Consider the following 18,530-nt stretch of genomic DNA (forward strand, 5'->3'; position numbering starts at 1 on the left):
TCAGTCAGCCTTCTTCGGGGTGGAGTTGAGGACGCTGGTGAGTTCCAGGCGGCCAGCGGTGCGCAGGGCGGATGCTTCGACGTCCAGCAGTTCCAGTTCCTCGCCGGCGGTAGACCAGTGGCCGTTGCCGGTGGGGAATGGAATGAGGACGGTGTAGGTTTGGCGGTTAAACATGAGTGGAATTCTCCGGGTGGAAAACGCCAAAGCCCCTGCGAGAGGGGCTTTGGGCGGGCGAAAAAAAACCGCTTTCGCGGTAGGGTTCAGTCGCGGTCAGGCAAGGGATAAAGCGCCTTAATTTCGGCTACTTTGTCGCGCCAAGCCTTTTCCTTTTCAGGAGTTTCGTCGTATTGCCACTCGAGAAACAGCGGGTCAGCTTGAGTTTCATAAAGCGTGCGACGCGCAGCGATGGTGCTTTCCAACTTTTCAGCTCGTATCGTTTCTTCGCAGAGTTCGTCGGCGCGGGCTTCGCTGAACCCCAGTGAGATAAGTGTAGGGCGATCAGCCGGAACATTGATGAGCGTTTCGCCAGAGTCGAGCAGTAGTGTTTTAATAGACCCAACCATATTCATACTCCTTTAACTGCATAGCGCTGATCGTTATCCAACGTATACGCCATCCTACTTTCAGGGTAAGTAGCTCCCAGCTCTGACGCTGTGATTGCGAAAGGCTTGACCTTCCACGAAATTTCATACTCAGCTGTAACGGCTTGGCTCAATTCGACCTCGGCGTCTGAACGACTAAATTTAACAGGGGCTTCAAAGCTTTTGGTAATGATGTAACTCAACCCGCCCCGCAAGTAGCATCCCGACTCTTGTGGAGAACCAACCAAAGTGCCCACAGCCTGATTCAACCAAATAGGCTTCAGCCCAGTGACAGGACGAACATAAGAAAGCATCCCAAACTGCGCGCACCGAACAGTTTCTCGGTATGTTTGGGATATACGCTTGATTGTCAAAAAGTTCGCATCACCATTCCACGGAATCCCACACCCTTCCATTTGCAGGTTTAGGCCCGCAACGTGCGGTTCAAAATTATTATTGAACGGATTAAGCTCGGCATTCGTGGCGTAGTTTCTAGAAATCACGATCTCAGACATGCCTTGCTCGTTACCCGGCATGCGCCACCATACGGGATAAAAGATGTTGGTGGACAGCCCAGTCAGATCAATAGTCTGGGAGTAAGAGGCACGCCCGTTAATATCCTTGGCCTGTACACTGCCGCGCCACGCGTTGAACTGACCCAAGGCAACATCCATTCGAGAATCTATTTTGCCAACCTGATTCGTCACCGTATCCGTCAGTTTGTTACATGCGTCCACAACTTTTGTGATCGTCGTTTCAATCCCCATAATCAACTCCCTAGTAAAAATTATCTTTTCAGCACTTTTGCAAGCGCTATTGCTTAGCTTCTAATTGCATAACCCGAAACATCAAATCAACATGCCTCGACATATTGCCAACCGAAGCCGCCGCCATGATTGCGATTTCTTCAGCCATCAATACATTCAAATTCTCGCTCCCCACCACAATCGTCACGCTATCCGCCGGCAACGGCGAAATATCCAACGTGAACTTCTGCAGTACCCGAGCCGCCGCCGCTTTATACGTGAGCAGCTTCCCCTCCACGGAATACACCGCCAACAACGTGCCACTGGCGAGGTAAAAACCAAACTCGCCGATCTCATACTCGGCCTCGCCATCAAACAGCGCGGCCATCCGGAGTTGCCGGTCGCCCAGATCCTCGTAGTCCACAATGGCGACCCGTTGGCGCTCGTCACGCAGGGCCACTTCGGTGCCGTCGGGGTTGTAGCGGCCAGTACCGGCGCCAATGTGGGTGATCTCGCCTTTCAAGCCCTGGTTCTTTGCCTGCAGCACTTCATCCAATCCCTTGGAGGTGAAGCGCACCAGGCGTGTAATTTCATCTGTCATGGCTGCGCCCTGAGGTCGTAGTCGTTAATGGTGTAGTGCCGGGCAACCCCGGCACTGTTTAGCCGGGCCGCCAGCCCGAGTTCAGGCAGTACGCCGCACAACTGCAACTCGCCATCGCTGAGCGGTGTGTGCGCCACGCTGCTGCAAGCAAGTACCCCGTGCAGCTTCACTTCGGGCAACGCCCCGGGCGGGCCCTCATCGCCGATGCTCAACCCTGGATCAGCGGCTGCAGCAACACGTAAACCCTGGGAGGTCTCGTGCACGATGGTGATGGTGGCCAGGTCCCGCTCGCTCTTGGCCGCGTTGATGCGGCGGATCAAACGGTTGTGATCGCCACTGGACCAACTGCGACCGATGATTGCCTGCACATCAAAGGTGTAAGGCAGACCGGTTGGCCGCTGTTGATACCAGGCACTGATATTGGGGGTGAATCCCAGGGATTCGACGGCGTAGCTCAGCGCCTTGGGCGTACCGGCCTGACGCTGGATTTGCCAGGACAAGGCCACGGTGAGGCGCTTCTCCGACTCGCTGGCAGCGGCGTCCCATTCACTGACGCCGCGATCAGCGGCAAGGTAGGGAAGGAATTCAGCCGGCGTCTGCAGCGGATTCATCAAGGCGGGAAAGGGTGGCGTCACCCGATCGAGCAATTGCCCAAAACCCAGGTCCAGCGCCTTCTCCAACGGCGAACTGTTGGCGGGCAGCAAGCTGCCTTTTGGCTCACTCATAGCGTGCGCACCTCCACCTCGACACCCGTGCAATACGGAGCCTGGAACGCGGTGGTGACGATCGGCTCCAGCGGTTCAAGGATTTGCAGTTGTGCAGCTCCCGCCGAGTGGATGGCGTAGTCGATCCAGCTCGGGTCCACCCGCCCTTCCAGGCGATGACAAGACTCGGCGTAGGTTTGCAGCAGTCGCTGCGCGGCTACCTGGGTCAATCCGGAATCCGGACCGGCGTTGATCTTGGCCACCACCCGAATTTTGTAGCGCAGGATCTGCGCCCCCTGCACCGTGACGAGATCCGTTTCCGGTCGCACGTCAGGCCGGGCGAAATGCCGACGTACACCGTCAAGCAGATCAGCAGAAGGTGTGCCATCCCCGTCTCTGGACAGGACCGTGACCATCACTTCGCCGGGCGCGGTTCGACGGCCATTACCATCCTTGACCCGTGCCGCGTAGCCGTCCGGGTCGAAGGTATAAGTGACCGTCACCACACCCGGCGTAGCACTTTGCACTTTCACCGATGGACGCTCACCGAGGGTGAAAACCTCCCGGCGATACTGCATCCGCGAACCCGCCGCCGGAGCGTGAGGCGCGAGGTAATAACGCAACCGGGCGTCATCGTCGCTCTCCAATGTTGGCGGTACCGGCGGGAAAGCCGCCGGGTCACCAGGGTCGAGCACCTGGCGCTCAAGGCCCATGTCCGCCAGGCGCGCATCGAGGTTGCTGCCGGTGGCCCACCACGCCAGCATCTGCTTGATGCGGGCGTTGTATTTGCGCTCGTGGGTTTGCAGGCGAACGCAAAAAGCTTCCAGCGCCAACGTCAGCAACTCGCTCTCGTTCTCCAGGCTGACCTTCAGCTTGGCGGCATTTTCAGGCGCACGAGTAGCGACGTAATCAACGACAAACGCCTTGAACTCCGCCAACAGTGGCTCGAACTCATCGACCGCAATGATCGCTGGCTCAGCCAACTGGTTCTGGCCGGGTATCAGCATGCTCATGTCACCACCTCGAAGGATTGCTTGCGGTTTTTCCAGGTGCCAGCGAAGCGCAGCAACAGGCCGGCGCCCTGGCGGTTGGCGACGATGACTTGCGGCTCGAAGTCGGCGATGCCGTTCTGCGGGTTGTAGAACGCCTGGGCGGCATGGCTCTGGGCGAGAATCAGCAGGTCATCGCCGAGGTTTTGCCCGAGCAGCTGCGGGATCATCGAGCCGTACAGCGGGCGCTTCTGGCGAGTGCCCAAGGGCGTGGTCAGCGCTCGGGTAGCGCGCTGCACAAATTGCAGCCAGTCATCGACCGCCGCCCCGGTGTTTCTATCGATTCCGATCATGGGATGTCCTTGTCAGGGGCTGATGACTCGACCCTGGTGGTCCACCACCGGGCCGCTGAAGTGCGCGCCGCCGGCGTCCAGCAACAGGCTGGTGCCGCCGACTTGCAGCGTGACGCCCTGGGCGCTCATCGTGAGGCTGGCGGCGCCGACCTTGATGTCGACCTGTTCGCGGGAACCTGTGAACGTGGTGGGGCCATTGACCCAGTTGAAGGTATGGCTGGCGTCGTCGTAGTCGCTCTGGGTGCCGTCCTGATGGCGGCGCCGGGTCAGTGTCGAAGCGCTGGAGACCGGTGGAAAACGGTCACTGTTCAAGCCGAACAAGGCCACCGATTGCGCCCCGCCCTCCCCGGCGCCGTAGTTGAGCAGCAAACATTGCTCGCCTACTGACGGGATGCGGGTTTCCGTCTGCGCTCCGGCGCTGGGGTTGAAAAAGCGGATCGCCGGGGTGAGCAGTTCGCCGTGGCTGACCTTGCAGGTATTGCTGGCGGCGTCGACCTCCTGGCACACGCCGATTCGGCAGAAACTTTCGGCGCGTCGATACAGGTCTTCGAGCTGGCTTTCCATTTCCGCCAGGCGCTCCACGATCGGCCCCAGCTGCATGCGTAACAGCGCGTCGAACATGGGCTACTCCGCCAGCGGCTTGTATTGGTCGGGGTCGTCGATGTTCGACACGTCCCAGGTGCAGGCAAAAAGCGGCTTGCCTGTGGGATCGTTGAGCAACGGCGGCCCGATATAGAGGGTTTGGATGAAGGTGACGGTCCAGGTGTCGTAGTCCGTCTCTGCGCTGGTGCGTATTGAAGGCGCAGCGACGATGCTGGTCGGCAGGTCGCACTGCGCCTGCGACAGGTTCCAGCGGTTATCCAGCACCAGGTCCATCAGTTGGCTGGCCAGGTCGCAGGCATCAAAGGGCAAGGCACCCGGGGCCACCATGGCCTTGAGTGAAATCCCCAGGGCATGGGCCTTGCGCCCCTCGCGGGAGCGAAGGCCCGGCCCATTGCCTTCGACCGTTATCAACACGCCGGTGTCGTTCGCGGCGCCCTGAAAGTCCTGATGAGTGCCGACCTTAAGTTCCGGAAACGCCCTGCGCAGTGCCTCGCTGATGGCCTGGGGCAGTTGGGAGGGTTTTTCGATAAGTGTCATTTAAGTAGCGTCCTTGCAACGGTTACTGCGGGTCCCGGCCAGGGCCTTCGTTGACGCCGATGCGCTTGGCCGCCCAGCGTTCATAAAGGCCGATGGCCACGTCGGCGCCGGCCATGGCGGTCAGGCACCCAATGGCGCCGGCCGTCCAGATCGACATGCCGGCGGCGTAGCACAGCATCAGGGCTGATACCCCGCACACCATGCAGGCCCCCGAACGCAGGGCCAGGCGCCGCATAAGCGACCAACCGCGGGCGCCTTCCTTGTCGGCGCGCCACATTTCTCCGGAAACCCCGCCAATCACCGCCAATACGATGACCAGCCAGATAGGCATTTCCGCCAACGCTTGCTGCTCGTTTGTCATGTCACGCCTCCTGGAATGAGTGATACCGGCAGGTCGCCGGTTGTAGGTGTTTGTTTCAATTTGAATGGGTTCTCTAGGTAGGCATTCCAAAAAGCCCGGTTGCCCGGGCTTTTCAGTAATGATGTCCTCGAACTTTCGGCGCTACTGGCGCGGTACGGTTCTTTCCTCAATGTTTTTCCGACCACGATCCCTGTCTGCCGGATAACTGCTTCTGGTGCTTTACGCTGCACACCCGGGCCAGTTGCCAACCCTCTGAACCGTTAAGGCCGGTTCATCGCTGCCTGTTCTTGAAGCGGTTTGAAACTAAAGAGCGTCGGCATCCTTGCCGGTATTGCCTGGCATCCTTGCCATCGCTTCGATGGCGTCCTTGCCGGTGTTGCGTAACGTCCTTGTCTTCCTTGGCAGCATCCTTGCCGCCTCCACCAGGCCTTCTTGGCTGGCTTGAGATGAAGAATATGCATGTATGCATATACAGTCAATGCACAAACGCATTTATTTTTGCGCAAGAAATGCACAGGTGCATTTATAGCCCCGCAGGCAAAGGGTTTGGTGGTTTTACGCAGACGAAAAAAAGCCCGCTCACTGGCGGGCTTTGTCTTACACAGAAGGGTTAGCGGGCGTACATGCCCCACCAGAAAACGTGACCAAGGATGCTGATCTGTTCATCCTGGATTTCCTGGAAGCTGTAGTCCTCGTCCGGATGTTCATCGCGGTTGAAGCTACGCAGGCGAATCCCGGAAGGCAGGCGATAGAGCTGTTTCACCCGTAGCTGGCCGTTGTGATTGATGGCGTAAAGATCGCCATCGACGATGTCACCAATCCCGCATTTGCCCGCATTGACACCTACGGTGGCGCCGTCGCGCAGCACCGGCAACATACTGTTGCCGCGCACCGTCACGCACTTGGCCTGGTCGAACTGCACACCGTTATGCCGCAGGCTGCGCTTGCCGAATCGCAGGCTGGCCTTCTCGCTTTCCTCGATGACGAATCTTCCTGATCCAGCAGCCAATTCAACCTCGCGCAGAAAGGGGATCGACACCTCGTCATCATTAACGGGTGTTTCGTCGTCCCACAGGCTTATGTCCTTGAGTTCCGAATGCATCGGGTCACGCTCGTCCGACCGCACCGGCACCAGCCCTGCGCGCCCGCGCAGCTGATCGGTGCTGACCTGGAAGTAATCGGCGATGCGCGAGATGTGCTTGTCCGACGGATCCACGATCTTGCCGCTGAGGATCCGGGACAGTGTGGATTGAGGCACGCCGGTACGCCGGTGAAGCTCCGTGGGGGAGATCCGGTCGCGGTCCAGCAGCTCTCTTAAGACGATAGAAACGTTGCGTTTTTGCATAACGCGGATAGTGCAGGCAGTTTTGATGCTTGGCAAATGCTAATTTGCATATTTAATGCATGGAGCAGCGAATTTGACCTGACCGTTTGTGCACTGCGAAGCCCCGACCGCGCGTGTTAACCTTGCGCCCATTGCAAAAAATGCTGGGCCAAGCGCCCCCTTTGCCCCATCACTTTCAACGAATTTGCCAACTATCCAATGAGTAAAAACACTTCCGATCTGTCCTCCCACACCCCGATGATGCAGCAGTACTGGCGCCTGAAAAACCAGCACCCTGATCAGTTGATGTTCTACCGCATGGGCGATTTCTACGAGATCTTCTATGAAGACGCGAAGAAGGCGGCCAAGTTGCTGGACATCACCCTGACCGCGCGCGGGCAGTCGGCCGGGCAGTCAATTCCGATGTGCGGGATTCCATATCATTCGTTGGAAGGTTACCTGGTCAAGCTGGTGAAGCTGGGCGAGTCGGTGGTGATCTGTGAGCAGATCGGCGACCCGGCCACCAGCAAGGGCCCGGTGGAACGCCAGGTGGTGCGCATCATCACGCCGGGTACGGTGAGTGATGAGGCGCTGCTGGATGAGCGTCGCGACAACCTGATCGCGGCAGTACTGGGGGACGAACGCCTGTTCGGCCTGGCAGTCCTGGATATCACAAGTGGCAACTTCACGGTGCTGGAGATCAAGGGCTGGGAGAATCTGCTGGCGGAGCTTGAGCGCGTCAACCCGGTGGAGTTGATGATCCCGGACGACTGGCCAAAGGACCTGCCGGCGGAACGTCGCCGTGGGACCAAGCGTCGTGCGCCGTGGGATTTCGAGCGTGATTCGGCGCTGAAAAGCCTGTGCCAGCAATTCTCCGTGCAAGACCTCAAGGGCTTCGGTTGCGAAACCCTGACCCTGGCCATCGGCGCCGCCGGTTGCCTGCTCAGCTATGCCAAGGAAACCCAGCGCACTGCCCTGCCGCATTTGCGCAGCCTGCGTCATGAACGCCTGGACGACACCGTGGTGCTGGATGGCGCCAGCCGTCGCAACCTGGAACTGGACACCAACCTCGCCGGCGGGCGCGACAACACCCTGCAATCGGTGGTCGACCGTTGCCAGACCGCCATGGGCAGCCGCTTGCTAACCCGCTGGTTGAACCGCCCGCTGCGGGATTTGACCGTGCTGCAAGCCCGCCAGACCTCTATTACCTGCCTGCTCGACCGCTACCGCTTTGAAAAGCTGCAACCGCAGCTCAAGGAAATCGGCGATATCGAGCGGATCCTGGCGCGGATCGGCCTGCGTAATGCGCGGCCCCGCGACCTGGCACGCCTGCGCGATGCCCTCGGCGCCCTGCCGCAACTGCAAGCGGCGATGACCGAACTGGAAGCACCGCACCTGCAGCAGCTGGCAGTCACCACCGGCACCTACCCGGAACTGGCGGCGCTGCTGGAAAAAGCCATCATCGACAACCCGCCCGCGATCATCCGTGACGGTGGCGTGTTGAAGACCGGTTACGACACCGAGCTGGATGAGCTGCAATCCCTGAGCGAGAACGCCGGGCAGTTCCTGATTGACCTGGAAGCCCGTGAAAAAGCCCGCACCGGCCTGGCCAACCTGAAAGTCGGCTACAACCGCGTGCACGGCTACTTTATCGAGTTGCCAAGCAAGCAGGCCGAGCAGGCGCCGATCGATTACCAGCGCCGCCAGACCCTCAAGGGTGCCGAGCGCTTTATCACTCCGGAGCTTAAAGAATTCGAAGACAAGGCGCTGTCGGCCAAAAGCCGCGCCCTGGCCCGGGAGAAAATGCTCTACGAAGCCTTGCTCGAAAGCCTGATCGACAAGCTGGCGCCGTTGCAGGACACCGCAGCCGCCCTGGCCGAGCTGGATGTACTGAGCAACCTGGCCGAGCGTGCCCTGAACCTTGACCTGAACTGCCCGCGCTTTGTCAGCGAGCCGTGCATGCGCATCGTGCAAGGTCGCCACCCGGTGGTGGAGCAGGTGTTGACCACGCCGTTCGTCGCCAACGACCTGTCGCTGGACGACGACACCCGCATGCTGGTGATCACCGGTCCGAACATGGGCGGTAAATCCACCTACATGCGTCAGACCGCGTTGATCGTGCTGCTTGCGCATATCGGCAGCTTCGTGCCGGCGGCAAGCTGCGAATTGTCACTGGTGGACCGCATCTTCACCCGGATCGGTTCCAGCGATGACCTGGCCGGCGGCCGTTCGACCTTTATGGTGGAAATGAGCGAAACCGCCAACATCCTGCACAACGCCACCGAACGCAGCCTGGTGCTGATGGACGAAGTGGGCCGCGGCACCAGCACCTTCGACGGGCTGTCCCTGGCGTGGGCGGCGGCCGAACGTTTGGCGCACCTGCGGGCATATACGCTGTTCGCGACGCACTACTTCGAACTGACCGTGCTGCCGGAAAACGAGCCGTTGGTAGCCAACGTGCACCTCAATGCCACCGAGCACAACGAGCGCATCGTGTTCCTGCACCACGTGCTGCCCGGCCCGGCAAGCCAGAGTTACGGCCTGGCCGTGGCGCAACTGGCGGGGGTGCCGGCCGAGGTGATTACCCGTGCTCGCGAGCACCTGAGCCGCCTGGAAGAAACAGCGCTGCCCCATGAGATTCCCGTGGCCAGCCCGGCCAAGGCCAGCAACAAACCCAGCGCGCCGCACCAGAGCGACATGTTCGCCAGCCTGCCTCATCCGGTACTGGATGAGTTGGCTAAGCTTGACCTGGATGACGTGACGCCGCGAAAAGCGCTCGAAATGTTATATGCACTGAAGACTCGGATATAACGCAGACGCTTGCAAGCTGGTAGACTCTCGCGCGGTTTGGGATGCTGCGGGCTTTTAGCCTGGCCTGCAGACTATCGCTCCCGAACCTCGCGAGCCCTGCTACAAAGGGTTTCGCTGCCGCCGCCTGAGGAGAAAATTAGAAATGACCTTCGTCGTCACCGACAACTGCATCAAGTGCAAGTACACCGACTGCGTAGAAGTGTGTCCGGTGGACTGCTTCTACGAAGGCCCGAATTTCCTGGTCATCCACCCGGACGAGTGCATTGACTGCGCCCTGTGTGAACCAGAATGCCCGGCCGTCGCTATTTTCTCCGAGGACGAAGTCCCGGCAGAGATGCAGGAATTTATTCAGTTGAACGTTGAGCTGGCGGAAATCTGGCCGAATATCACTGAGCGCAAAGACCCGATGCCGGATGCGGCAGAGTGGGATGGCAAAAAAGGCAAGATTGCCGACCTCGAACGCTGATAGCGTCGATGCCCTCCAAAAGGCCCCTTGCGGGCCTTTTTGCATTTCTGCGGGGCGGGTTTCACTGTTCTACAGGCAAAAAAAAGGGGCGGTATGACCCGCCCACATTTTTTCCCTAGTCCCTGTGTTCCTTTTCATCGTCCTGATGAATCGCATCCTGCGAGGTTCCCTGAATCATCGTTCCTTGATGACTGTGTCAATCCGTGGACACAGGGCTGATCTTAGAGAGTTCACGGGGAAGTTCAACGGGATCCAACCCGCCGGGTTTTCGATTCACGCGCTCAAACGCTAATAAATAATCGTTATATTTCAATAAGATAGAAATATAGGCAATCAATTCAAGACGCCCCCGCCGATGAAAAAACCCAAACGCTTACGAAAAAGTAAGTGAATGCTTACACCAGCAATTACGTAAAAGAGTAAAAAACGCCTCGTTGGTGTTCACCAGGCAAGAAAAAGCCCCGACAAGGTCGAGGCTTTTTTCCCATCCGGTGGATCAGTCGTCGCTGACAGTAATCGTCGGCATTGCCTGGGCCTCGGCTTCCTGCAGGACGATTCGCGCGCCTACGTGGCGCGCCAGCTCCTGGTAGACCATGGCAATCTGGCCATCGGGCTCGGCAACCACCGTCGGCTTGCCGCCATCAGCCTGCTCTCGAATCCCCATGGACAGCGGCAATGACGCCAGCAGTTCAACGCCGTACTGGGTCGCGAGCTTCTCGCCGCCGCCTTCACCGAACAGATGCTCGGCGTGGCCGCAGTTGGAGCAGATGTGCACCGCCATGTTTTCCACGACGCCCAGCACCGGGATGTTGACCTTGCGGAACATCTCCACACCCTTGCGGGCATCCAGCAGCGCGAGGTCCTGCGGTGTGGTGACGATCACCGCGCCGGCCACCGGCACTTTCTGCGCCAGGGTCAGCTGGATATCGCCGGTGCCGGGCGGCATATCGATCACCAGGTAGTCCAGGTTGCCCCAGTCGGTCTGCGTGACCAGTTGCAGCAACGCACCGGATACCATCGGGCCGCGCCAGACCATCGGTGTGTTGTCGTCGGTCAGGAAGGCCATGGACATGACTTCCACGCCATGGGACTCGATCGGCACGAACCATTTCTGGTCCTTGATCTTCGGCCGGGTGCCTTCCGGGATGCCAAACATCACGCCCTGGCTCGGGCCATAGATGTCGGCGTCGAGAATCCCGACCCGCGCGCCTTCCCGGGCCAGGGCCAGGGCCAGGTTGGCGGCGGTGGTGGATTTGCCCACGCCGCCCTTGCCGGAAGCCACGGCCACCACGTTCTTGACGTTGGCCAGGCCCGGAATCTGCGCCTGGGCCTTGTGCGGGGCGATCACGCACTGGATGTCGACCCTGGCCGCGCTGACGCCGTCCAGGCCTTCGATGGCCATTTGCAGCATCTGCGCCCAGCCGCTCTTGAACAGGCCTGCGGCGTAGCCCAGCTCAAGCTGGACCGAAACCTTGTCACCCTGCACGTCGATGGCGCGTACGCACCCGGCGCTGACCGGGTCCTGGTTCAGGTAGGGGTCGGTGTACTGGCGAAGAACGGCTTCCACCGCTGCGCGATTGACGGCGCTCATGGGCTACTCCCGAAAAAAGACTGACTAAAACAGGCGGCTATCCTAACCGTTCCAGCGCCCCAGCGGCACGCTTTCGGCCTGCGGGAAAATCCGGAAACAGCCGCACGGGGTGAAATAAATTTCCCGGCGCTTTATAGTGGCCGACCTCCGTTTCATCAAGTAGCCGAGCCCCATGTCCGAGCCACGCAAGATCCTCGTCACCAGCGCCCTGCCCTATGCCAATGGTTCTATCCACCTTGGCCATATGCTTGAGTACATCCAGACCGATATGTGGGTGCGCTTCCAGAAGCATCGCGGCAATCAATGCATTTATGTCTGCGCGGACGACGCCCACGGTTCGGCCATCATGTTGCGCGCCGAGAAGGAAGGCATCACCCCGGAACAACTGATCGCCAATGTCCAGGCTGAACACAGCGCCGACTTTGCCGAGTTCCTGGTGGATTTCGATAACTTCCACTCGACCCACTCCGACGAAAACCGCGAGCTGTCGAGCCAGATCTACCTGCGCCTCAAGGACGCCGGGCACATTGCCACGCGTTCGATCACCCAGTATTTCGACCCGGAAAAGAAAATGTTCCTGGCCGACCGCTTCATCAAGGGCACCTGCCCGAAATGCGGCACTGAGGACCAGTACGGCGACAACTGCGAGAAATGCGGCGCCACTTACGCGCCCACCGACCTGAAGGATCCGAAGTCGGCCATCTCCGGCGCCACCCCGGTACTCAAGGATTCCCAGCACTTCTTCTTCAAGCTCCCGGATTTCCAGCAGATGCTGCAAACCTGGACCCGCAGCGGCACCCTGCAGGACGCCGTGGCGAACAAGATCGCCGAATGGCTGGACGCCGGCCTGCAACAGTGGGACATCTCCCGCGATGCGCCGTACTTCGGCTTTGAGATCCCGGGCGAGCCAGGCAAGTACTTCTACGTGTGGCTGGACGCGCCGATCGGCTACATGGCCAGCTTCAAGAACCTGTGCGACCGCACGCCGGAGCTGGACTTCGACGCGTTCTGGAACAAGGACTCCACGGCCGAGCTGTACCACTTCATCGGCAAGGACATCGTCAACTTCCACGCGCTGTTCTGGCCTGCAATGCTTGAAGGCTCGGGCTATCGCAAGCCAACCGGCATTGCCGTGCACGGTTACCTGACGGTCAATGGCCAGAAGATGTCCAAGTCCCGCGGCACCTTTATCAAGGCGCGCACCTACCTGGACCACCTGTCGCCGGAATACCTGCGCTACTACTACGCCTCCAAGCTGGGCCGTGGTGTCGACGACCTGGACCTGAACCTGGAAGACTTCGTACAGAAGGTCAACTCGGACCTGGTGGGCAAGGTGGTCAACATCGCCAGCCGTTGCGCCGGGTTTATCCACAAGGGCAACGCCGGGGTGCTGGTGGCTGAAAATGCCGCACCTGAGCTGACCGATGCGTTCCTGGCCGCGGCGCCAAGCATCGCCGATGCCTATGAAGCCCGCGACTTTGCCCGGGCCATGCGCGAAATCATGGGCCTGGCCGACCGCGCCAACGCCTGGATCGCCGACAAGGCGCCGTGGTCGCTGAACAAGCAGGAAGGCAAGCAGGCTGAAGTCCAGGCGATCTGCGCCACGGGCGTCAACCTGTTCCGTCAGTTGGTGATCTTCCTCAAGCCGGTGTTGCCATTGCTGGCAGCCGACGCCGAGGCGTTCCTCAATGTGCCGCCGCTGACCTGGAATGACCACGCGACACTGCTCGGCAACCATCAGTTGAATGAGTTCAAGCCGCTGATGACCCGTATCGACCCGGTAAAAGTGCAGGCCATGACCGACGCATCGAAAGAAGACCTCGAGGCCAGCAAGACCGATACCGGCGACGCTGCACCTGCGGGCAATGGCGAACTGGCGAAAGATCCGTTGTCGCCGGAAATCGACTTCGACGCCTTCGCTGCGGTGGACTTGCGGGTGGCCCTGATCCTCAAGGCCGAAGCCGTGGAAGGCGCCGACAAGCTGCTGCGCCTGACCCTGGACATCGGTGATGAACAACGCAACGTGTTCTCGGGGATCAAGAGCGCCTATCCGGACCCATCCAAGCTCGATGGTCGCCTGACCATGATGATCGCCAACCTCAAGCCGCGGAAAATGAAGTTCGGTATCTCCGAAGGCATGGTGATGGCGGCCGGCCCTGGCGGTGAAGAGATCTACCTGTTGAGCCCGGACAGCGGCGCCAAGCCGGGTCAGCGCATCAAGTAACAATGGCTAACTGCCTCATGGTCTCGGCCATGGGGCGGTTTCAGCTAGTACCCCCTCCTCGCTTGCCGGATAGTCGGATTCTGTTTGCTGTCGGCCCGCTGTTGGCTGTGGCTTTTCCGGGTTCCAACGCAATGATCAAACCATGAGCCTGATTCAACGTATCGACGCCCTGCTGCCGCAAACCCAGTGTGGCAAATGTGGGCATCCTGGCTGCAAGCCCTACGCAGAAGGCATTGCCCAAGGCGAGGCGATCAACAAGTGCCCTCCGGGCGGCCAGGAAACCATTACAGCCCTGGCGCAGCTGTTGAAGCTCCCGGTGCTGGAGTTGGACACATCTCGAGGGGAAGCGCCCGCACAGATCGCGTTTATCCGTGAAGCGGAGTGCATCGGCTGTACCAAATGCATCCAGGCCTGCCCGGTGGACGCTATCGTCGGTGCTGCCAAATTGATGCACACGGTGATTGTCGACGAGTGCACGGGTTGCGACCTGTGTGTAGCACCCTGCCCGGTTGATTGCATCGAAATGCGTCCGTTGAGCACCGTGGTACCGATTGTCGGCGGGCTGGCCTCCAATGATCATGAACGCGAGGCACGCAGCCTCAAGCGCGACCGGGCCCGGCGACGGTTTGAACAGCGCAACGCGCGGCTGCAACGCGAAGAGGAACAGAAACTTGCCGAACGCCAGGCACGCTCCAAGCGCGCCGCCCCGGTAGCTGCGGCCACGGTCAACCCGGTCCAGGCGGCCATTGAGCGGGTTCGTGCACAAAAAGCCGCGGCCATGGACGCCGCCTTGAAGAAGGCCAAGATCAACCTGGCCATGAGCCGCGCCCAATTGCACAAATCCCTGAAAGCTTTCGGCCACCCGCCGACCTTTGAACAGCAGTCGCAGTTGATCATTCTGCAACAGCACTTCGAAACGGCAGAGCAGGCGCTTGCGGCACTGGTGGTGGCTGATGCCCGCACCTGAACCCCTTGAGCACCGGCCGCACCTGATGAAGCGTGTACTGCCGGTGCACGCCGCGTTTATCCTGCTCGGGTTATTGGGCCCGTTTTTCGTAACCACACTGACTGTTTGCAAGGAACCGCTCGCCCCATGAACGCCGCAAAACGCCTGGAAATTTTCCGCCGGCTTCACGAAGACAACCCGGAACCGAAAACCGAACTGGCCTACTCCTCGCCGTTCGAGTTGCTGATCGCCGTGATTCTCTCGGCCCAGTCCACAGACGTCGGCGTCAACAAGGCCACCGCCAAGTTGTATCCGGTGGCGAACACCCCGGAGGCGATCTACGCGCTGGGGGTTGAGGGGTTGTCCGAATACATCAAGACCATCGGCCTGTACAACAGCAAGGCGAAGAATGTCATCGAGACATGCCGGCTGCTGGTGGAACTGCACGGCAGCGAAGTGCCGCAAACGCGCGAAGCCCTGGAAGCCCTTCCGGGTGTTGGCCGAAAAACCGCCAATGTGGTGCTCAATACAGCATTTCGCCAGTTGACCATGGCGGTGGACACGCACATCTTTCGGGTCAGCAACCGAACCGGTATTGCCCGCGGAAAAAATGTGGTGGAGGTGGAAAAACAGCTGATGAAGTTCGTGCCCAAGCCGTATCTGCTGGACTCGCATCACTGGTTGATCCTTCACGGACGCTATGTCTGCCAGGCCCGCAAGCCGCGCTGTGGCAGCTGCCGCATCGAAGACCTGTGCGAATACAAGGAAAAGACTTCCGACGATTGAGCCATCATTGCTTTTATCGATGAGTCGATTGAAAAAATCTTTTTTACCAGGCCCGAGATTATCGTTATAAGGAGCGCCAACGGCAGTCTTAGCCTGGAGTTAACCTTATGAGCACTGGCAAAGAACAACTGGATGTAGAAGACGACGTTGTTGGCGCTGAATCCGACGATGATGCAGCAGAAGCACCGGTAGAGGTGGCCAAGACCAATTTGAGCAAACGCCGCACCATCGACAACCTTCTGGAAGAGCGGCGCTTGCAAAAACAGTTGGCCGATTACGACTTCGATCTCTAATCGATCCAACGATAAACAGAAGCCTCCCTTGCGGAGGCTTTTTTCTGACTGGATGTAAATGTGAGGCCGGCCTACACCAGGCCGTTTCGCTGGGCCAGCTCGATCAAGTCCACCAGCGAGCGTGCGTTGAGCTTGAGCAGCAAGCGGGTCTTGTAGGTGCTCACAGTCTTGTTGCTCAGGAACATGCCATCGGCGATCTCCTTGTTGGTCTTGCCGCGGGCCAACTGCTGCAACACCATCATCTCCCGGCCGGACAGGCGCTCGACCATGTCCGCTTCGCTGGCGTTACCCATTGTGGAGCGCACCGAGTTCAACGCCTGGTTGGGGAAGTAGCTGTACCCGCACAGCACCGCCTTGACCGCGCTCAACAGCTCGGTGAGATCCTGTTGCTTGCACACGTAGCCGGCAGCACCCGCCTGCATACACCGCATCGAGAAATGCCCGGGCGCCTGGGACGTCAGCACCAGCACCTTGAAGGGATGTGCCTGTTTGGTTGATGACAGCCGGCATATAACTTCCAGGCCATCGAGTTTGGGAATTCCAATATCCAGTATGACAATGTCCGGCATATGCTCGCGCGCAAGTTGCAAGGCATCGACACCGTTATCGGTCTCGGCAACGACCTCATAACTATGACGTTCCATTAGCATACGTACAGCAAGACGAATGACGGGATGATCATCCACGATCAGCACTTTATTCATGGGCAAGTCCAATTTCGCTGTTCGAATTATTAAGAGTAAGCACAATAGCCTAGTCGTTTCTCGCTTGGCATAGCGCTCCCCCCCAAGCAACAGCAAGCAGAGACCTAACCCACAAAGACATAGGATTTAACCTACAAAAAAACGCCAGATCGGAGCTATCCAGTTTTGTTGGGGCTTTCAGAACTTTCCGAGCACAAACATATTTTGAGTGAAAATTCCCAGGATTACGCGGGCCCGGGTAAACGCGCCGTACACAAGTTTCAGGAAATGCCCCTTGTGCGCTGTCAGAAGACCTGTGAACCCGGAGGGAAACCGGGTTTTTAAAAGTTCCATTCGACATAATTACTAACGCTCCATAAATCCTACAGGCATGTCAGCATCTGACATATTCGCGGTACATTTCTGAGTGAATTTTCTGTAGTACATAGTTCCTGCCTACAAGAAAAAATCTCACTTTCAACAATGCATCACTTATCGAGCGAAATTAATAAACATTGCCCCCGTAAAAATATAAACACTCCAGATCATCTCCTGGAGCACCTGAACTTTTTCGAAGCGAACAATAAACACAGGCGCGCGCCCGATGATTCCGGATGTATTTTCAACCAAAAAAAATGGCCCCTTGAGGGGCCATTTTTCATTGCAACTTACAACACTCAGAACAACTTGCGACCTTTGTTGGCCGCAATGCGCATGCGCAACGCGTTCAGCTTGATGAAGCCTGCCGCGTCTGCCTGGTTGTAGGCGCCGCCATCTTCTTCAAAAGTGGCGATGTTGGCGTCGAACAACGACTCATCGGACTTGCGACCGGTCACGATCACGTTGCCCTTGTACAGCTTCAGGCGCACAACGCCGTTCACGTGGACCTGGGAAGCGTCGATCATCTGTTGCAGCATCAGACGCTCCGGGCTCCACCAGTAGCCGGTGTAGATCAGGCTGGCGTACTTGGGCATCAACTCGTCTTTGAGGTGAGCCACTTCACGGTCCAGGGTGATGGACTCAATGGCGCGGTGAGCGCGCAGCATGATGGTGCCGCCCGGGGTTTCGTAGCAACCACGGGACTTCATGCCCACGTAACGGTTCTCGACGATGTCGAGGCGGCCGATACCGTGTTCGCCACCGATACGGTTCAAGGTCGCCAGTACGGTGGCCGGGGTCATTTCGACGCCGTCCAGCGCGACGATGTCGCCGTTGCGGTAGGTCAGTTCCAGGTACTGGGCCTTGTCAGGAGCGTTCTCCGGGGAGACGGTCCATTTCCACATGTCTTCTTCGTGCTCGGTCCAGGTGTCTTCCAGCACGCCGCCTTCATAGGAGATGTGCAGCAAGTTGGCGTCCATCGAGTACGGGGACTTCTTCTTGCCATGACGCTCGATCGGGATCGCGTGCTTTTCGGCGTAGTCCATCAGCTTTTCACGGGACAGCAGGTCCCATTCACGCCACGGAGCAATCACTTTTACGCCTGGCTTCAAGGCGTAGGCGCCCAGTTCGAAACGCACCTGGTCGTTGCCCTTGCCGGTGGCGCCATGGGAAATGGCGTCGGCGCCGGTTTCGTTGGCGATTTCGATCAGGCGCTTGGCGATCAGCGGACGTGCGATGGAAGTACCCAGCAGGTACTCGCCTTCGTAGACAGTGTTGGCGCGAAACATCGGGAAAACGAAATCGCGGACGAACTCTTCGCGCAGGTCGTCAATGTAGATCTCTTTCACGCCCATGGCTTGCGCCTTGGCACGTGCAGGTTCGACCTCTTCGCCCTGACCCAGGTCAGCGGTGAAGGTCACCACTTCACAGTTATAAGTATCCTGCAGCCACTTGAGGATCACCGAAGTGTCCAGGCCGCCGGAATACGCGAGAACGACCTTGTTTACGTCGGCCATGCCATCACTCCACGGGGTTGTACGGAAAGGCGTCGA

Annotated in this window: 19 protein-coding genes and 1 pseudogene; 6 read left to right on the forward strand and 14 right to left on the reverse strand. The window is 58.9% G+C overall.

Annotated elements, in window-relative coordinates; genetic code table 11:
* The 11 genes from C0058_RS32850 to C0058_RS26205 all read right to left on the reverse strand — a co-directional run bounded on the left by C0058_RS32850 (window position 1) and on the right by C0058_RS26205 (window position 6,820).
* The gene (locus tag C0058_RS32850) at window positions 1-174 is read right to left on the reverse strand and encodes a hypothetical protein (RefSeq protein ID WP_003208665.1); all 174 of its coding nucleotides are present in this window, start codon (window positions 172-174) and stop codon (window positions 1-3) included.
* An 86-nt stretch (window positions 175-260) separates the two neighbouring features.
* Window positions 261-563: a hypothetical protein gene (locus C0058_RS26160; RefSeq protein ID WP_256344671.1), complete on the reverse strand. Its 303-nt coding sequence runs from the start codon at window positions 561-563 to the stop codon at window positions 261-263.
* Between the two features lie 2 nt (window positions 564-565).
* Window positions 566-1,348, reverse strand: a complete 783-nt coding sequence (locus C0058_RS26165) for a phage tail protein (protein ID WP_087695289.1) — start codon at window positions 1,346-1,348, stop codon at window positions 566-568.
* 46 nt (window positions 1,349-1,394) lie between these two features.
* On the reverse strand, window positions 1,395-1,928 hold the full coding sequence (locus tag C0058_RS26170; protein ID WP_087695288.1) for a phage tail protein: 534 nt from the start codon (window positions 1,926-1,928) through the stop codon (window positions 1,395-1,397).
* Window positions 1,925-2,653, reverse strand: a complete 729-nt coding sequence (locus tag C0058_RS26175) for a phage tail protein I (protein ID WP_102369831.1) — start codon at window positions 2,651-2,653, stop codon at window positions 1,925-1,927. The genes C0058_RS26170 and C0058_RS26175 overlap by 4 nt, the downstream gene beginning before the upstream one ends.
* Complete coding sequence (locus C0058_RS26180; RefSeq protein WP_023659217.1) at window positions 2,650-3,645, reverse strand: baseplate J/gp47 family protein; 996 nt, start codon at window positions 3,643-3,645, stop codon at window positions 2,650-2,652. The genes C0058_RS26175 and C0058_RS26180 overlap by 4 nt, the downstream gene beginning before the upstream one ends.
* A complete protein-coding gene (locus C0058_RS26185) occupies window positions 3,642-3,974 on the reverse strand; it encodes a phage baseplate protein (protein ID WP_003208675.1) in 333 nt (110 codons plus the stop codon). Before C0058_RS26185 ends, C0058_RS26180 begins: the two co-directional genes overlap by 4 nt.
* Before the next feature lie 12 nt (window positions 3,975-3,986).
* Window positions 3,987-4,595, reverse strand: a complete 609-nt coding sequence (locus C0058_RS26190) for a phage baseplate assembly protein V (RefSeq protein WP_003208676.1) — start codon at window positions 4,593-4,595, stop codon at window positions 3,987-3,989.
* 3 nt (window positions 4,596-4,598) lie between these two features.
* Window positions 4,599-5,114 (reverse strand): hypothetical protein, encoded by a 516-nt coding sequence (locus C0058_RS26195; RefSeq protein WP_102369832.1) that lies wholly within the window; start codon window positions 5,112-5,114, stop codon window positions 4,599-4,601.
* 22 nt (window positions 5,115-5,136) lie between these two features.
* Entirely contained in the window at window positions 5,137-5,475 is a 339-nt protein-coding gene (locus tag C0058_RS26200) for a phage holin family protein (protein ID WP_003208680.1), read from the reverse strand.
* A gap of 610 nt (window positions 5,476-6,085) precedes the next feature.
* Window positions 6,086-6,820, reverse strand: a complete 735-nt coding sequence (locus C0058_RS26205; RefSeq protein WP_032899152.1) for an XRE family transcriptional regulator — start codon at window positions 6,818-6,820, stop codon at window positions 6,086-6,088.
* Between the two features lie 198 nt (window positions 6,821-7,018).
* On the opposite strand from C0058_RS26205, the gene mutS reads away from it, so the two are divergent.
* A complete protein-coding gene (gene mutS, locus C0058_RS26210) occupies window positions 7,019-9,610 on the forward strand; it encodes a DNA mismatch repair protein MutS (protein WP_008433521.1) in 2,592 nt (863 codons plus the stop codon).
* A 142-nt stretch (window positions 9,611-9,752) separates the two neighbouring features.
* Complete coding sequence (fdxA, locus tag C0058_RS26215; protein ID WP_003208688.1) at window positions 9,753-10,076, forward strand: ferredoxin FdxA; 324 nt, start codon at window positions 9,753-9,755, stop codon at window positions 10,074-10,076.
* Between the two features lie 496 nt (window positions 10,077-10,572).
* On the opposite strand, the gene apbC is transcribed toward fdxA, so the two are convergent.
* Window positions 10,573-11,667: an iron-sulfur cluster carrier protein ApbC gene (gene apbC, locus C0058_RS26220; protein WP_102369833.1), complete on the reverse strand. Its 1,095-nt coding sequence runs from the start codon at window positions 11,665-11,667 to the stop codon at window positions 10,573-10,575.
* 172 nt (window positions 11,668-11,839) lie between these two features.
* On the opposite strand from apbC, the gene metG reads away from it, so the two are divergent.
* From metG to C0058_RS26240, 4 genes and pseudogenes are all read left to right on the forward strand, one after another.
* Window positions 11,840-13,891: a methionine--tRNA ligase gene (gene metG / locus C0058_RS26225; RefSeq protein WP_003208690.1), complete on the forward strand. Its 2,052-nt coding sequence runs from the start codon at window positions 11,840-11,842 to the stop codon at window positions 13,889-13,891.
* Between the two features lie 121 nt (window positions 13,892-14,012).
* Window positions 14,013-14,426, forward strand: a pseudogene (rsxB, locus tag C0058_RS33335) (electron transport complex subunit RsxB); the annotation flags it as partial.
* A gap of 558 nt (window positions 14,427-14,984) precedes the next feature.
* Window positions 14,985-15,623, forward strand: a complete 639-nt coding sequence (gene nth, locus C0058_RS26235) for an endonuclease III (protein ID WP_010170146.1) — start codon at window positions 14,985-14,987, stop codon at window positions 15,621-15,623.
* Window positions 15,624-15,730: 107 nt separating this feature from the next.
* The gene (locus tag C0058_RS26240; protein WP_003208696.1) at window positions 15,731-15,916 is read left to right on the forward strand and encodes a PA3496 family putative envelope integrity protein; all 186 of its coding nucleotides are present in this window, start codon (window positions 15,731-15,733) and stop codon (window positions 15,914-15,916) included.
* Window positions 15,917-15,987: 71 nt separating this feature from the next.
* Here C0058_RS26240 and C0058_RS26245 read toward each other — a convergent pair whose 3' ends face one another.
* Together C0058_RS26245 and C0058_RS26250 are read right to left on the reverse strand one after the other, a co-directional pair.
* A complete protein-coding gene (locus C0058_RS26245; protein WP_003208698.1) occupies window positions 15,988-16,620 on the reverse strand; it encodes a response regulator transcription factor in 633 nt (210 codons plus the stop codon).
* Window positions 16,621-17,276: 656 nt separating this feature from the next.
* Window positions 17,277-18,494: an argininosuccinate synthase gene (locus C0058_RS26250; protein ID WP_003208700.1), complete on the reverse strand. Its 1,218-nt coding sequence runs from the start codon at window positions 18,492-18,494 to the stop codon at window positions 17,277-17,279.
* Window positions 18,495-18,530 lie beyond the last annotated feature (36 nt).

It is taken from the genome of Pseudomonas sp. NC02 (assembly GCF_002874965.1).
Classification (GTDB): domain Bacteria; phylum Pseudomonadota; class Gammaproteobacteria; order Pseudomonadales; family Pseudomonadaceae; genus Aquipseudomonas.

Excerpts from the sequence above, each read along its gene's own strand:
- C0058_RS26170 (WP_087695288.1), bottom strand. The coding sequence starts at position 1,928 with ATGACAGATGAAATTACACGCCTGGTGCGCTTCACCTCCAAGGGATTG.
- C0058_RS26165 (WP_087695289.1), bottom strand. The coding sequence starts at position 1,348 with ATGGGGATTGAAACGACGATCACAAAAGTTGTGGACGCATGTAACAAA.
- apbC (WP_102369833.1), bottom strand. The coding sequence starts at position 11,667 with ATGAGCGCCGTCAATCGCGCAGCGGTGGAAGCCGTTCTTCGCCAGTAC.
- C0058_RS26200 (WP_003208680.1), bottom strand. The coding sequence starts at position 5,475 with ATGACAAACGAGCAGCAAGCGTTGGCGGAAATGCCTATCTGGCTGGTC.
- C0058_RS26160 (WP_256344671.1), bottom strand. The coding sequence starts at position 563 with ATGGTTGGGTCTATTAAAACACTACTGCTCGACTCTGGCGAAACGCTC.
- C0058_RS26195 (WP_102369832.1), bottom strand. The coding sequence starts at position 5,114 with ATGACACTTATCGAAAAACCCTCCCAACTGCCCCAGGCCATCAGCGAG.
- C0058_RS26250 (WP_003208700.1), bottom strand. The coding sequence starts at position 18,494 with ATGGCCGACGTAAACAAGGTCGTTCTCGCGTATTCCGGCGGCCTGGAC.
- mutS (WP_008433521.1), top strand. The coding sequence starts at position 7,019 with ATGAGTAAAAACACTTCCGATCTGTCCTCCCACACCCCGATGATGCAG.
- C0058_RS26175 (WP_102369831.1), bottom strand. The coding sequence starts at position 2,653 with ATGAGTGAGCCAAAAGGCAGCTTGCTGCCCGCCAACAGTTCGCCGTTG.
- C0058_RS26180 (WP_023659217.1), bottom strand. The coding sequence starts at position 3,645 with ATGAGCATGCTGATACCCGGCCAGAACCAGTTGGCTGAGCCAGCGATC.
- C0058_RS32850 (WP_003208665.1), bottom strand. The coding sequence starts at position 174 with ATGTTTAACCGCCAAACCTACACCGTCCTCATTCCATTCCCCACCGGC.
- nth (WP_010170146.1), top strand. The coding sequence starts at position 14,985 with ATGAACGCCGCAAAACGCCTGGAAATTTTCCGCCGGCTTCACGAAGAC.
- C0058_RS26190 (WP_003208676.1), bottom strand. The coding sequence starts at position 4,595 with ATGTTCGACGCGCTGTTACGCATGCAGCTGGGGCCGATCGTGGAGCGC.
- C0058_RS26245 (WP_003208698.1), bottom strand. The coding sequence starts at position 16,620 with ATGAATAAAGTGCTGATCGTGGATGATCATCCCGTCATTCGTCTTGCT.
- C0058_RS26185 (WP_003208675.1), bottom strand. The coding sequence starts at position 3,974 with ATGATCGGAATCGATAGAAACACCGGGGCGGCGGTCGATGACTGGCTG.
- C0058_RS26240 (WP_003208696.1), top strand. The coding sequence starts at position 15,731 with ATGAGCACTGGCAAAGAACAACTGGATGTAGAAGACGACGTTGTTGGC.
- metG (WP_003208690.1), top strand. The coding sequence starts at position 11,840 with ATGTCCGAGCCACGCAAGATCCTCGTCACCAGCGCCCTGCCCTATGCC.
- fdxA (WP_003208688.1), top strand. The coding sequence starts at position 9,753 with ATGACCTTCGTCGTCACCGACAACTGCATCAAGTGCAAGTACACCGAC.
- C0058_RS26205 (WP_032899152.1), bottom strand. The coding sequence starts at position 6,820 with ATGCAAAAACGCAACGTTTCTATCGTCTTAAGAGAGCTGCTGGACCGC.